This window comes from Zobellia sp. 1_MG-2023 (genome assembly GCF_030549125.1).
Lineage (GTDB): Bacteria > Bacteroidota > Bacteroidia > Flavobacteriales > Flavobacteriaceae > Zobellia > Zobellia russellii.
The window spans coordinates 127,508-143,223 of sequence record NZ_JAUOSY010000003.1 but is presented as its reverse complement, the minus strand read 5'-3'; the positions used below and the strand labels follow the sequence as shown (position 1 = coordinate 143,223).

At 38.9% G+C, this 15,716-nt stretch carries 7 protein-coding genes; 6 read left to right on the top strand and 1 reads right to left on the bottom strand.

Features of this window, described 5'->3' with window-relative positions; translation table 11 throughout:
• The first annotated feature begins 96 nt into the window (after positions 1–96).
• The 6 genes from Q4597_RS08010 to Q4597_RS07985 all read left to right on the top strand — a co-directional run bounded on the left by Q4597_RS08010 (position 97) and on the right by Q4597_RS07985 (position 14,559).
• Positions 97–882, top strand: coding sequence for a DUF1080 domain-containing protein (locus tag Q4597_RS08010; RefSeq protein ID WP_303405711.1), 786 nt, complete (start codon positions 97–99; stop codon positions 880–882).
• 380 nt (positions 883–1,262) lie between these two features.
• Entirely contained in the window at positions 1,263–4,307 is a 3,045-nt protein-coding gene (locus Q4597_RS08005; protein ID WP_303405709.1) for a TonB-dependent receptor, read from the top strand.
• Positions 4,308–4,324: 17 nt separating this feature from the next.
• Positions 4,325–5,974 carry a RagB/SusD family nutrient uptake outer membrane protein gene (locus Q4597_RS08000; protein ID WP_303405706.1) on the top strand — a complete coding sequence of 550 codons (1,650 nt, stop codon included), beginning with the start codon at positions 4,325–4,327 and terminating at the stop codon, positions 5,972–5,974.
• Positions 5,975–6,080: 106 nt separating this feature from the next.
• Complete coding sequence (locus tag Q4597_RS07995; RefSeq protein WP_303405704.1) at positions 6,081–8,135, top strand: glycosyl hydrolase 115 family protein; 2,055 nt, start codon at positions 6,081–6,083, stop codon at positions 8,133–8,135.
• A 13-nt stretch (positions 8,136–8,148) separates the two neighbouring features.
• Positions 8,149–10,458 carry a GH92 family glycosyl hydrolase gene (locus tag Q4597_RS07990; protein WP_303405702.1) on the top strand — a complete coding sequence of 770 codons (2,310 nt, stop codon included), beginning with the start codon at positions 8,149–8,151 and terminating at the stop codon, positions 10,456–10,458.
• 63 nt (positions 10,459–10,521) lie between these two features.
• Positions 10,522–14,559 carry a hybrid sensor histidine kinase/response regulator transcription factor gene (locus Q4597_RS07985; protein ID WP_303405701.1) on the top strand — a complete coding sequence of 1,346 codons (4,038 nt, stop codon included), beginning with the start codon at positions 10,522–10,524 and terminating at the stop codon, positions 14,557–14,559.
• A gap of 20 nt (positions 14,560–14,579) precedes the next feature.
• On the opposite strand, the gene ribB is transcribed toward Q4597_RS07985, so the two are convergent.
• On the bottom strand, positions 14,580–15,710 hold the full coding sequence (ribB, locus tag Q4597_RS07980; protein WP_303405700.1) for a 3,4-dihydroxy-2-butanone-4-phosphate synthase: 1,131 nt from the start codon (positions 15,708–15,710) through the stop codon (positions 14,580–14,582).
• Positions 15,711–15,716 lie beyond the last annotated feature (6 nt).

Here is a 15,716-nt window from a genome sequence, read left to right as displayed (position 1 = left end):
TATTTCTTCAATAGATAAAATTTCCTTTTAAGAAGTTATAACTATATTTAGTTTTTTTAAAATTATACTGAACTAAAACAAAATGTAATTACCATTATGAACTCAAAAAATTATTTTTTCTTTTTGGCCGCTGCGGCCCTTTCGTTTCAAGTAACGGCACAGAAACATTCTAGTACTCCTCCGGAAGTATCACCAATGCCAATGAAGCCGGAAATGACCGAAATCTGGGAACCGGAAGTCCCTGTGGTAACTCCCGCAAAAACTTTAGGCGATGCCCCTTCCGATGCCATTATTCTGTTTGATGGAAGTAGTCTTGATCAATGGGTTAGCCAAACAGACAATACCAAGCCCGCACCATGGAAAATTGTAGATAACGATCATTTTGAGGTAGTACCTGGATCGGGCGGTATCAGCACAAAAATGAAATTTGGTGATTGCCAGTTGCATATTGAGTTTAGTGCACCGGATAAGGTAGAAGGAGAAAGCCAAGGACGTGGCAATAGCGGTCTATTTTTACAAAATAGATATGAGCTACAGATTTTGGATTCATACAATAATAGAACCTACCGTAACGGACAAGCAGGAAGTATTTACAAAGACCATGCGCCTTTGGTTAATGCAATGCGTAGCCCATTAGAATGGAATACTTACGATGTGATCTACAGAGCGCCAAGGTTTAAAAAAGATGGTACATTGGATTCAAAAGCTGAAATTACGGTGCTTCATAACGGTGTTTTGATTCAGAACCATACCGTAATAAATGGAAACACCTATTATATAGGCCTTCATAATTACCCTTCTGCTCATGGAGATGATGTTATTTCATTGCAGGACCATGGTAACAAAACTCAGTTTAGAAATATTTGGTTAAGAAAATTATAGAACACAAATTTTAGTCTGAACAGACGGTAATTTAGAGTCTTTTTTAAACTGAAAAACCTCTTGGATTCATGTGAATTCAAGAGGTTTTTTTTATGGAATTTGGGTTAGTTGGTGATAGAGTTTTGTATGGTTTTAGCATTCATGTAATAAAGGAAGTAAAATTTTCTTTTTTATAAATATGAGCTCTAAAATTGAACGATTAACAATGTATTGAAGGAAATTTTATCAAACTGAAGGTTTTTTATAAGTATTTGAGATATATGTTAACCCCTTGTAACATGGGGTGTTGCGGGATTCATCCATGTTTTTGAATAATATGTCCATAAGGTTGGGAGGTAAGAAGCTTAGGTTTGGACTAATGTTCAACTAATTTAATTAAAATGAAAAAACTCAAACTTTTACTGGCATTCCTCTTTATAGGGGTGACAACTGTTTCATGGGCACAGACACAAATTTCGGGTGTCATTGTTGATGAGGCAAATGTACCTTTGCCAGGTGCCAGTGTTTTAGTAAAAGGCACCAGTAACGGTGTTGTATCTGATTTTGATGGAAATTTCACGATTTCGGTAGCTGATGGTAATGGAATTTTAGTGGTTTCATATATTGGTTATGAAACCAAAGAAGTTGCTCTAGGAAGCGCATCAACATATACCATAGAATTGGTAGAAGCCTCAACGGGCCTTGATGAAGTAGTGGTCATTGGTTATGGTTCCGTAAAAAAGAGCGATTTAACCGGGGCGGTGGCTTCATTGGATACGGAAACTTTAACGGAACAAAAGAAAACGGATATAGGCCAGGCCATACAAGGTAGGGTTGCCGGTGTAGATGTGCGTACGTTGAGTTCTAAACCGGGGGCGCCACTTTCCATAAAAATTAGAGGTAACACGGTAATTACCAACACCAATGCAAGTCGTGATGGTGTAAGTGATAATCTCAACGATGACCTTTCTAAACCGTTGTACGTAGTAGACGGTATTTTCTTTGAAGATATTAACGTGTTGAATCCTGCGGATATTGAACAAATGGATATTCTTAAAGATGCTTCAGCCACGGCAATATATGGGTCTAGAGGTGCAAATGGGGTTGTAATCATTACAACTAAAAATGGTATTGAAGGTAAAACCGTTTTTACATATGATTCTTCTTTTGGCCTTCGTACTGCTACTAATATTCCCGATTTATTTGACGGTCCAGAGTATGTACAATATGTTGACGATGTGTTAAGGGCAAGAGCTTGGAAAGGAAATGGTTCCGTAGCGGATTACAATAATGTGGTTATAGACCGCTCTACAGAATTCCAAAGCTCCAATGAGGAAGCGGATAATGTTGCCAACGGTAGGTATACGGATTGGATGAAGCTTTACCGTAAAGCAGGTATTCAAACAAGTCACACTTTGGGAATGTCCGGAGGTACTAACGGTCTGGTCTACAATGCATCTTTAGGATATTTAAGTGATGAAGGTGTAATGGGGATTGAGGGATACGAACGGTACAATATAAGTGCTTCGGTTTCAAAGAAAGTTTCGGACAAAGTTACGGTGGGTGTTAAGGCCTATTTAGCATTTGCGGAGCGTGAAGAAGGTAGTAGGGAACTGTTTAGAAGTACGCTTCGTTTGGCACCAACCGTAAACCCTTTCGATTCGGACGGAGAACCTATTTTGTTTCCAGATGATCAAGATCTTCGTTTCGTTCACCCAACTTATGATGCAGAAGGGGCTTGGAGGTTAAACACAAAGACTTTAGATGTAATCGCAAACGTATTTTTAAACTATAAGCCTACAAAATGGTTGAACTTTAAAACACAGTTTGCGCCTAATATAACTTCGCAACGTTTTGGTGAGTACCGAGGCCTTTTGACCAAATCATCGCGTAACGATCCTAGTAGAATACAATCTCACTACCAGTCGGATTTTAATACTGCTTATACGTGGGATAATATATTGGATTTTGATTTTGATTTGGCTCCAGATCATAATTTAAAGACCACTTTAATTTCTTCTATTTATTACAACAATAAAGAAGGTAGTGATATACAGGTCAGAAATTTTGATACGGATGCCTATCTTTTCTATAATACCGAAGGGGGTACGGATATACGCAATTTTGGTAGTTTCTATCAAAAAGAAACTTTGGCTTCCTTTGCAGGTCGTTTAAATTACTCCATTAAAGACCGGTATTTGTTTACGTTTACCGGAAGATATGATGGTTCTTCAAAATTATCTGCTGGTAACAAGTGGAATTTCTTCCCATCAGCAGCATTTGCTTGGAGGGCTAGCGAAGAGGCTTTTCTTCAAAATGCAGATTGGCTTAACAACCTAAAGTTACGTGTTAGTTATGGTGAGGCCGGTAATGACAGTACTGTAGATGCATACAGTTCGTTAGCGTTTCTTTCCGCCTCAAACTATCTTTTTGGAGAGAATGCCAGTGTAGGAAAGACCGTTGCTGGCTTGCCTAATGAAAATTTAACTTGGGAAGTGTCAAAGGAATATAACTTAGGTTTAGATCTTTCTATTATCAACAATAGAATAGGTTTAGGTTTTGAATATTACAACAAGAAAACAGAGGGTAGTATTCTGGCCAGAACCTTATCCAACATATCCGGTTATAACAGTGCTCTTGGTAATTTTGGTTCTGTTCGTAATAGCGGTATAGAGGTAACTTTAAATACGGTTAATTTTAGAACGGATAATTTTTCATGGAGAACCAACTTCAACTTTACAAAAAACAAAAATGAAATTGTAGAGATTGATGGTGATTTGGATGAAATTCCCTTTGGTGATCATGGAGTTTTAAAAATTGGAGCACCTGTTGATGCTATCTGGAATACTGAAGTTGCTGGCATTTGGCAAGTAGACGAAGCTGCAGAAGCGGCTAGTTATGGTGACCTTCCCGGTCAGTACAAATATGTTGATCAGAACAATGACGGAACAATTGATCAGGATGACAAGGTGTTGCTAGGTCAAAACTCTCCAGATTGGATTGGGGGTATGACCAATACTTTCAACTACAAAAACTTGGAATTAAATGTACAGGTGTACACCAGACAAGGTTCTTACGGACATTCTGAGTTCTATCAGAATTTCTCAACATCGGGAGACGGTGCCGTTTTTAATAGTTTGGACTTAAACTATTGGACACCTAACAACCCAGATGGTACTTACCCCATTCCAGATTATGGAGATACAGGTTGGACGTACGAAGACCTTTCTTTTGTGAGGGTGGGTAATATAGGTTTAGGCTATCAATTTCCGCAAACTTTGGCGGACAAGTTAAGAATGTCAAGATTAAAAATGTCCCTTGATGTACAAAACCCGTTCACATTTACGGATTACAAAGGGCCTGATCCAGAGACTGCGCTTCAGAACTCTTACAACATGACCTATGCGGTAAAAACAGTTTTATTAGGTCTTAAACTTGCCTTTTAACATTATAAAAAATTAAGATGAAACTAGATATAAAAATAAAGCATATAGGCGTCGTACTACTTGGTATGATTACTTTTAGCGCATGCGATAGTTATATTGAAGAAGATATTTTTTCTGATATAACAAGTGAAAATTTTATTGATGAAGGTACGGCCGATCAGTTGGTCGTAGGTGTATATTCCACCCTGAGGGAAGTATATAAAGACTATAATCTGCAATTTTTGGGAACGGATTTATTTACGGTCAAAGCCGAATTGAATTCTGTTTCTGCAGTTAATGATTATTTCGGTTTTGATTCCGGTGTTGGGGGTTCCTTATGGACAAAAAATTACAATGTGGTGGCCAAGGCCAATACTGCCATTAACCGATACGAAAACCAGATAAGTTGGTCTGAATCAAAATTGGGCGATAAAGCATATGGGATTGCTCAGGCAAAGGCGTTACGCGCTCTGGCATTCTTTAATATGGTACAACAATATGGCGGGTTGGTTCTAGATTTAGAAGAACCTACTAGCATCCGATCGGATTATACGAGAAGTTCGGAAGAAGAAACTTATAATTTGATTATTAGTGATTTAGAAGACGCTATCCCAGTTTTACTAGATGAGCCTGAAACGGGTAGATTCTCGAAAAGAGCCGCTCAACATTTATTGTCAGAGGTATATTTAACAAGAGCATATACTTCATTCGGAAGTACGGATGATTTTAATACTGCGGCAGCTCTTGCCGAAGAAGCAATCGGGTCATACGATATTAGAAGTCAATCTTACGCCGAAGTTTTTGCATATGACAATCAGGAAAACGATGAGATTTTGTTCGCTGTTCAATGGGGTACCAATGGGCTTGCTACTGATCAAGTGAATACCAAGCATTCCATTTTTATGAATCAGGTAGCTAATTATCCAGGAGTGAATAGAACTACAACTCCCTATGGTTTTAGTGATTTTAATGCAATGCCTACTCCGTTTTTCTATTCCCTACTTGCGGACAACGATAGCAGGGACGAAGCAACACTACACAGGGCCATACTTGCAGATGGGGATGAGCCGGAAGGGCCTGACCCAATTGTAGCCGGAGATACGATCGTATACTACCCTAAAGTAGCCTTGGATGCCGTAGAATTGGCAGAACGCTTGGACAGATACTGGGTTTACCAACCCGATCAGTATTTATTTGGACAACCGGAAAATGTACCTGGTGTAAATTATTTGTACTCTTTGAACCCGGAACGTACCAACTTTCCTATTTTCAAAAAGTTTGATGATGAAATTTTTAGTGAAGCCACGGATGGCGCCCGCGACACCTTTGTATTTAGGGTAGCAGGAACGCACTTACTGGCTGCCGAGGCTTACTTGGGTGCTGGAAATCCTTCAGCGGCTTTAACCCATTTAAATATCGTTAGAGAACGTGCCACCGGAGTAGCTAATGAATACACATCAGTGACCATAGATGATATTCTAGATGAGAGGGCTGTGGAACTAGCGGGTGAAGCCAACAGATGGGCCGTACTAAAACGTACGGGAAAATTGGAAGAACGCATAAACGCGCATAATCCACATGTACAAGATCATGGTGCTTTTGACCCTAACGTTCATCTTTTGAGACCTATTCCTTCTAGCGAGTTGGAACTTTCGGATGGTTCTTTGACCCAGAACCCCGGATACTAGAATAGTTGAGTTTAGTTAATTTGAGTTGATTGAATATGGGCGGGAGTGGTATTCCTGTCCATATTTTTTAAAAGGATGCTAGTCCGTACATGTATATTTAAGATTCATGATGAAGATATTACCATTTAGCCAAAAATTTTATCCACTACTCCCGCTGTTAGGGCTGTTTCTCTTGTCTTCCTTTAGCATAGAACCATCACCAATTTGCTATGTTGTTATCGGAAAGCAAGTAAGTGAAACCGAGATAAATGTTGCCGAAGATTTACAAAAGGATTTGGAAAAGGTGTTATCGGGAGAGGTGGTAGTGGTAAATGATATCAATATAGTTCCTGAAAAAGCAATGGCAATTCTTATAGGAACGCCACAGTCAAATTCTTTGATAGCCACTTTTAATCAATCCAAAAAAATAAATATTACTGCTGAAAATCCCGGTCCCAGAGGTGGTATTTGGTCAAAAGTAACTAGTAAGAAGAGGAAAGAGATAATTGTATTGGCCGGTTCCGATGTGCAAGGGCTCCAATATGCCATTTATGACTATGCCCAAGAAATTTTGGAGATTGATCCATTGCAATATTGGACGGGAAAAGAAATTCCAAAAAAGAAAGCAATTGACCTTTTTGCCTTTTCGGAAAGGAAAATAGTACCGCCAAAAGTACCGATTCTTTGTTATTTTGAGAATGATGTAGATGAGCTGGCCAATTATAGGGGTAAGCTTTTGGAGTATGATTGGGAGAGTTATACGGAGATGATAAATTCACTGGTAAGACTCAGGTACAACGCTATTCAATTATTTGATATGTTGGGCAGACCGGAGTTTTTTATTCGTCCTGAATACCAAGACCTAACGGACTATAAAGTAGATGTAGACTATGTTGAAAAGATGATAGACTACGCGCAAGAAAAAGGAATGAAGGTGGCGATAGATTTTGCGCTGGGCTATCAAATACATCCTATGTCCGCAGATAAAGCTACCTGTTGGAAAGACTATAAAGAAGATTGGTTAACAGCTTGGCGCTATTATTTAGAGGAAACCCCACTTAGAAAAACAGATATTTTTATTCTTAGACCACGACATCAGGTATGGGATTGGGAGTATGAAAGTAGTTGTGGAGAAAGTAAAATTGAAGTATTCAATCAGGTTTACAAGGCTTTTGGGGATTTGGTAGATGAGTACAAGCCCAATGCAGATAAAGTGTTGGTGTGTTACTCAGACGGTATGGAAATGTGGAACGATGGCTTTAGACCGCCAAAAGATTGGATTGTTGCCTGGTCCGACCATGGTTTTGGAGATTTTGAGCATCTCCCAAAAACCACGGACGGCTATAACTTTGGGACCTATATGCATGCAGGTTTTTGGCTGAACCATACGGTGCACAATCCCTATCCAGAGAAGGTAGAATCTGTAATGAAGGATATGTTCAGTACTTATGATGCAGATAAGTTCTGCTTGGTAAACGGACAGAATTTTAGACCCTTTCTACTAAATATAGAAGCCTATTCCGAGGTCTGTAATGACCCTGATAATTTTGAAGCTGCTTCATTTTATAGCAAATGGACCAAACGCTATTTTAATGACAACAGTGCTACCTTGGCCGTATCTTCAATGAAGTTGTTACATATGGCGCAACCTAATCGGATTGGTTATGTGCAGCACCTTTGGGAAATTAGGGAGGCCATTTCTTATCTATCGGACAGCCCTATACAAAGACCAGGAAAATCACCTGTTTCTCATGATTACAACAGAGTTGAAAATGATTTGGAACATGTACAAGTCATTCAAGAGCGTATAAATCTAGCGGTAAAAGAAGCTGAAAAGGGCCTTGAGCTTGCTACAGAAAATGAGACTTTTTTCCATGACTATATTTATTTGCCTGCGGTATTATATCAAGATTTAATTCAATTTGAAAGAACGTTGCATCAAATGTCCGTTTTAAAGAAGGAGTATGAAGATGTTCCTAATGAAGCCTTACTTACGGATATTAAAGCTTTATTGCCTCAAACTAAATTGCAATTAAAAGAAATCTATGAAAATAGAAACAGTGGCGATAAATCAGCAAAATGGGATAATTGGTACAACCCTAAAATTAGAAGACCTAACAATGGTTTTCCAACTTTTAAAATGTTGGAACAAATTGAATCAAATCTCAATTCAAAAAGTTAAAGAAACGTATTATATGAGTTTATTTTCAAAAATTTCTTTCTACGGAATCTGTCTCCTGCTAATAATGGCATTCACATCTTGCGAGACTAAAGTAGAGTCCAAACCAAAGGTAACCGCTTTAGAGCCTGTAGATTTGGTCTACCCTCAATTGGACACTGAAAATTCAAGATGGTTTTTCTTTTCATCTGCCAGTAGACCTTTTGGCATGGTTAATCTAAGTCCGGATACAGAGGTAGACGGTGCTTGGGGAAGTGGTTACCGATATAAGGTGGATACCGTTCAAGGATTTAGCCATATTCACGCTTGGCAACTTTCCGGTCTGTCCGTCATGCCCGTTACCGTTGATGATTCAAATGCAAAATCCATATACACAGATTTTAAATCGAAATTCAGCCATGACAAAGAAAAAGTAGCTCCAGGCTATCACGCCTTGGAACTGGAAAAATATAATATAGATGTAGAGCTTACGAGTACCAAAAGGGTAGGGCTACACAAGTATTCCTTTCCTAAAAACAGAAAGAGGGCAGCCGTACTTTTTAATCTAAACGGAATGTTGGGCCCCAATAAAAATACAGATGGAGTACTGGAACAAGTAAATGAAACTTCGTTACAGGGCGAATTGCTTATTGCTGAAACCAGTAGGAGGCCTAAGCCCACAAAACTTTTTTTTACTATCGACTTAAATACGGAGATTGCTTCCCTAGAAAAAGATGATCAAACCGGAAACTATTTAGTTTTTTTGAAAGAAGGGGCAGATGAAGTTCTTATGAAAGCGGGTATATCCTATACCTCAATTAAGAATGCCAGAGGTAATACCGATACGGAATTGCAGCACTGGGATTTTGACCAAGTAGTTAAAGAGTCTCAATCAGAATGGAACACGTTACTGAGCCGAATAAAGGTTGAGGGCGGTACTGAAATTGCTCAAAAAAGATTTTACACGGATTTGTGGCATGCATTGCAAGGCCGAAGAATAATTAGTGATACTAATGGCGCCTACCCGGATAATACAGGGGAATCTTTTAGGGTAGGTCAAATACCGCTCAACGAGAATGGAAAACCTAAATTTAATCATTACAATTCGGATTCGTTTTGGGGCGCACAATGGACTTTGAACACCCTGTGGGGCTTGGTGTATCCTGATGTTATGGAAGAATTTGTCCACTCTATGTTGCAATATTATAAAGATGGCGGAATGCTACCAAGAGGGCCATCCGGCGGAAATTATACCTATGTTATGACGGGAGCATCATCAACCCCATTTATAGTTACGGCAATCCAAAAAGGAATCATCACGGAAGATTTAGACAGGATTTATGAAGCTTTAAAGAAAAATCATATGTCCGGTGGTATCATGGCAAAAGCGGGCTATGAGCACAATACCATACTTGGAGGTGGACTGGAGTACTATCTGAAAAATGGATATGTGCCGCACCCCATACCTGAAGGTAAATTTGGGGGGCACCAAGACGGGGCAAGTATGACCATGGAGTATGCTTACCAAGATTGGACCTTGGCACAGTTGGCGAAAAAACTGGGAAGAAAAGAAGACGTGGACTATTTTTTAAAACGTTCGCAAAATTATAAAAATGTATTTGACACTTCCATAGGTTGGATGAGACCTAAGGATGTAGATGGTAAATGGCAAGAAGATTATAGTCCCTATGAGCATGAAAACGGATTTATAGAATCCAATGGTGCACAATCTACTTGGTTCGTGCCACATGACTCGGAAGGGCTGGCCCAATTAATGGGAGGAAACTCGGCAGCCGTAGAAAAATTAGACCAACAGTTTAAAACGGCCCAAAAATTGGGGTTTACGGCAGGGAATTCCCATGCACAAGAATTGCATCCAGAGTATAGAAACATTCCTATAAATTACGGAAACCAGCCTTCTATCCAGACCGCATTTATATTTAATAAATTGGGTAGGCCGGACCTAACGCAATATTGGTCGCGACAAGTAACAAGTACTGTCTTTGGAGGACTTTCCCCATCTACGGGATATAACGGAGATGAAGATCAAGGACTAATGGGTAGTTTAGCGGTATTGATGAAAATAGGGCTGTTCCAAATGAATGGCGGAACAGAGGAGAACCCTAAATATGAATTTGGAAGCCCCAGTTTTGAGAAGGTTAGCATAACGCTTCAAAATGGTAAAAAACTGATTCTAAATTCTCTAGGTGCTAGTAGTGGCAATGTTTATGTGAAAAACATTCAATTGAACGGAGAACCCTATGATCAATATCATATTACGCATGATTTGCTTAGTAAAGGGGGTACACTAGATTTTGAAATGGCTGCGGATGCTGTTCTAGAATAAACGCGGTTAATCTTGGTGTTGTTTTTTAAAAGCTTAAATTGTGTAGTAGCAACGCAAAAACCAATGAACTATCTGTTAACGTGTGTATTCTGGTTGGTCTTCTCACTATGGGGACTATACGCTCAATCGTTAAAATTTGAGCATTATGATGATGCCAGTGGAATTTCGCACAATTCAGTAAGACACATTGTTCAAGATAATGAGGGATTTCTTTGGTTCGGTACCTTTTCTGGTCTTAATCGGTTTGATGGGTACGAGTTTAAGTCGTACACCAATGCTACTCCTGCTGTTAATACAATTCCCAATGATGATATAACCGCATTGGAATTTGATAAAGAAGGAAACCAACTCTGGATCGGAACGCGTGATGGGCTTACCCTTTTGGATTTAAACACCTACAAGTTCAAAGTTTTTCTGCCGGACCCTAATAGAACAGGCTCAATACAGGATAAGGAAATTAGGTCCGTACATATTGACCGCTTAAAAAGGGTATGGGTTGGTACTAGGGATAAAGGTTTGTTTCTATATGACCCTAAAAAAGAAAGTTTCAGTAAAGTTGATTTAGATGGGTTTACCTATGTAAAAGAAATTTTTGAAGATTCCACAGGGCGTTTGTGGATAGGTAGCTACGGTAATGTGGGAATAGCTAGAATTTCCTTGGATAACTTAGGCTCAATCGTACAAATAAAGCACTATTCGTTATCTGACCAAAATACAAATGAACCCAGCCCCTATTTAAATTTTATTTACGAAGACCATAAGTCGGATATTTTTGCAGGAAGTAGAAATGGCCTGTACAAATTGAATATAGCTGATGACCGTTTTCAAAATCTATTTATTGAAGACTCCGAGGTACGAGATAAACTAGGACCCTATTTTATATCCGTAGCAAAGTCATCAAGCGGAAAGTATTGGCTTGGTACTCTTGGAGGAATACTAAGGGTAGACCAACTTGAAGATGTTCGGGAGCAAGGCTATGATTGGTATTATTCGGAATTGTCGGATGATGATTCTTTGGTTGATAATTTGGTATCTGCACTCTATTTTGATGCCTCAGGTGTACTTTGGGTAGGTACAGAAGAGGGACTGGACAAATATGATCCTTATGAGAACCAGTTCAAATACAATACCTCTATAAGCAGGTTTATAGATAATCAAATTCCTCGTATACGGGATTTTTCCAAAACGTATGATAATAAGATAGTTGTGGCTACCAGGCACAATGGTTTGTTTATATCTAACGGAGAAAGTTATATCCCGCTTTATCGTACACAAGAAGATATTTCCAGTATGTTTTCCCCGGACGGCAAAATATTTTATTGCGGGCTTTGGAACGGAAAAGTACTGATTTTCGATTATCAGAAAAAAACGGAAAAGGTAATTGACGTTGGTTTTGAGCATGCCACTATTTTGGCTTTTGAACCTATGGGTAATGATGAAATGGTTATTGCTTCGCATGGTGAGGGAGCTGTAATTTTGGATTTAAACACCAACAATGTAAAGTCCTCGTATGGTAATTTGTTGCCCGGAGTAGATATTAATTCTATTAAGGTAAGTGAGAATGGCAGAATTTGGTTCGCTACTCAAACAGGGGTCTTTTGCTATAATCGTTCATCTATGGAAGTCAGGGCGTATGAAGCGCAATCTGATGACAAGGTTGGTTTGCCCCATAATAATGTAAGCGATATTGCTATAGATGAAACCGGAAAAATCTGGGCAGCTACCCGTAAAGGTTTGTGTTATTATGATTCGGCATTGGATGATTTTTTGCCGGTAGACGATATTGATGGGGTAAAAAATAGGTGGATTACAAATCTTGTATCTAGGAAAGATGGTTTTCTATGGTTGAATATGAACAATAATAATTTGGGTAAGTATGATATAACTTCCCAAGAATTAAAACTCTATCATACAGAAAGTGGCAACCGGCTGGATGTTTTTAGTACCAGAGGGTTTTATTTTGCAGATGATACGCATATGTACCTTGGAGGGAAAGAAGGTGTTATTAGCTTTTCCCCTAAAGAACTTTCGGTAAATGGGTATGCACCAGAACCTATAATTACAAATATACGGGTGCAGAACAAGGCGATTGAAATTGGTTCAGTAATAAACGGACAGGAAATACTTAAAACCGACTTAAACCTAAACCGCAGTTTGGTTCTGGAAAATGCCAACAAAAACTTTTCGCTTACCTTTTCTAGTTCATCCTACGTAAATGGCAGACAGAACAGGTACAGTTATATTTTAGAAGGTTTTGATGAAAACTGGAATACAGTAGATATGAGGCAGCGTACGGTTCAGTATACCAATTTATTTTCGGGGGATTATGTCTTCAAGGTGAAGGCTATGAACAGTCACGGGGTGTGGAGTGCTACTTCTGAATATCAGATTAAAATACTTCCTCCTTTTTGGTTTACCTATAAAGCACTCTTTATACTACTGTTGATACTGGCACTGGCTTTTTATTTTATTCGTAAACAGGTCAGGGAACGTATTGTCTTAAAACAACAATGGTTGATGGAAAAAGTAAAACGAGAACGCGATGAAAAACTGAATAATGAAAAATTGCGCTTCTTTACCAACATATCCCATGAACTTAGAACTCCGCTCACTTTAATTTTAGGGCCCGCAAAACAGTTAATGGAGGACGGTAAGGACTCTGGGAATTATTTTCAGCAGAGTCGTTATAACCTTATTCATCAGAACGCCAACCGATTGTTGAATTTGGTAAATCAAGTATTGGATTTTAGAAGGGCCCAATCAGGGGAATTGCGCCTAAAGGTTACCAAGACGGATATTCTTCTGTATACCCAAAATACCTTTCGATCATTTGAAGAATTGGCGGACGATAAAAAAATAAATTTCAACCTAATATCGGAAAACGAGGCAATCGAAGGGTATGTTGATCGAGACAAGTATGATAAAATGTTATATAATCTCCTGTCCAACGCATTAAAATTCACCCACAATTATGGCCATGTAGATCTTTTTATAGAAGTAAAAGAAGAGGAGGGGAAGGCTTTTTTAATGGTTGAAGTGAGTGATGACGGAATAGGAATTCCAAAAGAAAGTCAGCAGAAAATATTTTCGCGTTTTTATCAAGCACCCAATAGTTCCGGTCTTAATACGGGTTCAGGTATTGGCCTATCTTTGGTTAAGGCTTTGGCAGAATTGCATAAAGGCTCTATAACTGTGGAGAGCGAACTGAACAAAGGAAGTGTATTTACGTTAAAACTTCCTGTAAGCCGCAACGCATATGGAGATGATGAAGTTTTTGAATATGAGAAAAACCAGGTTACCGAAGATTCGCCACAACTCATTACAGCTAAGAAAATTATACAGAGTACACATTTAAAAGAGCGTATTCTGATTATTGAGGACAATGCAGAACTACGCAATTATTTGGTAGATTTCCTATCGGACTATTACAAGGTCTTTGAAGCGGAAAATGGCGAAAAGGGATTGGAAGTTTGCCTAAACGTAAAACCTGCTATTTGCATAGCAGATATTATGATGCCGGTTAAGGACGGATTGGAATTTTGTAAAGCATTGAAGAACGATGCGGATATTAGCCATATTCCGGTTATTTTATTAACCGCCTTATCGGACAATGATGATAAAATAAACGGCTACAGCTCTGGTGCAGATGGTTATTTGGTAAAACCGTTTGATCCGGCTTTATTAAAAACACGAATTGAGAATATCATCAACTCAAGAAAAGAACTAAAAAGTAGATTTTCCGAGGAAATCGAAAGTCAGGTAAACACCTTAACACACTCGCCCATAGATCAATCTTTTATGGAAAATCTAACGGAACTGATTCATGAAAATATGGGCAATAGTCAGTTAAACACTTCTTTTTTGTGTAAATCATTGGGTATGAGCTCTTCAAAACTATACCGAAAAGTAAAAGAACTAACAGATTTGGCACCCAATGAATTTGTGCGAACAATTAGGTTGAAAAAATCGGCACAGTTATTACGTACCAAAAAATACAACGTATCCGAAGTAACCACATTAATAGGCTTTAGTGATCCCTTATATTTTAGTCGCTGTTTTAAAAAACAATTTGGGTATCCGCCCAGTCAGTTAATAAAATAGATTAGAAATAAGAGCAGGCTCTAGTAGGCTACATACTCCACAATCTCTAGGCCATAGCCTACAATACCAACTCTTTTGGTTTGTGGCGAGTTTGATAGGATTCTCATTTTAGCAATATCCAAATCATGTAGAATTTGTGCCCCAATTCCAAAATCACGGGCATCCATATCAATTTTTGGTGCTTTTTGAATTCCTTTCTTTTGTAGCTCTTTTAACTCGGCCAACCGGGATAAAAGATTTAATGATTCTGAATCTTGATTTATAAAAACAATAGCGCCTTTTCCCTCTTTATCTATCGCCTTGAACATATCTTCAAGTTTGGCATCTGGGTTATTGGTCAATGTTCCCAGAATATCATTGTTGACAAAAGTGGAGTTGATACGAGTCAAAACTTTCTCGGATTTGCTCCAAGCACCTTTGGTCAATGCAATATGTACGTGGTTATTGGTGGTCTGTTGATACGCTCGTAAACGGAACCGCCCAAAACGAGTGTCTATATCAAAATCTTCCTTTTTGGCTATAAGGCTGTCATGTTCCATTCTATAGGCAACCAAGTCTTCTATAGAAACAATTTTTAAATCAAACTTTTTAGCGACTTCTACCAATTGTGGAAGACGGGCCATACTACCATCTTCGTTCATGATTTCTACAATGTAACCTGCAGGTTGTAAGCCTGCCAATCTAGCAAAATCAATGGCAGCTTCTGTATGTCCTGTTCTTCTCAGGACACCACCTTCTCTAGCTACAAGTGGAAAAATGTGTCCAGGGCGAGCTAAATCGTGTGGTTTTGTGTTGGCATCGGTTAAGGCAAGTACGGTCTTGGCCCTGTCCGAAGCTGAAATACCAGTAGTAACTCCGCCACCACGTAAATCTACGGAAACGGTAAAAGCAGTTTCCATGGGGTCCGTATTATTATTGACCATCATGTGCAGACCCAATTCTTTACATCTACCTTCAGTTAACGGGGCGCAGATAAGACCTCTACCGTGAGTGGCCATAAAGTTTACGGTTTCTGGTGTAGCGAGTTCTGCAGCGGCAAGAAAATCACCCTCGTTCTCACGATTCTCATCATCAACAACGATAATGACTTTTCCTTTTCTTATTTCTTCAATAGCTTCCTCAATAGTATTCAATTGAATTTTCTTTTCCATATCGCT

Excerpts from the sequence above, each read along its gene's own strand:
- Q4597_RS08010 (WP_303405711.1), top strand. The coding sequence starts at position 97 with ATGAACTCAAAAAATTATTTTTTCTTTTTGGCCGCTGCGGCCCTTTCG.
- Q4597_RS08005 (WP_303405709.1), top strand. The coding sequence starts at position 1,263 with ATGAAAAAACTCAAACTTTTACTGGCATTCCTCTTTATAGGGGTGACA.
- Q4597_RS08000 (WP_303405706.1), top strand. The coding sequence starts at position 4,325 with ATGAAACTAGATATAAAAATAAAGCATATAGGCGTCGTACTACTTGGT.
- Q4597_RS07995 (WP_303405704.1), top strand. The coding sequence starts at position 6,081 with ATGATGAAGATATTACCATTTAGCCAAAAATTTTATCCACTACTCCCG.
- Q4597_RS07990 (WP_303405702.1), top strand. The coding sequence starts at position 8,149 with ATGAGTTTATTTTCAAAAATTTCTTTCTACGGAATCTGTCTCCTGCTA.
- Q4597_RS07985 (WP_303405701.1), top strand. The coding sequence starts at position 10,522 with ATGAACTATCTGTTAACGTGTGTATTCTGGTTGGTCTTCTCACTATGG.
- ribB (WP_303405700.1), bottom strand. The coding sequence starts at position 15,710 with ATGGAAAAGAAAATTCAATTGAATACTATTGAGGAAGCTATTGAAGAA.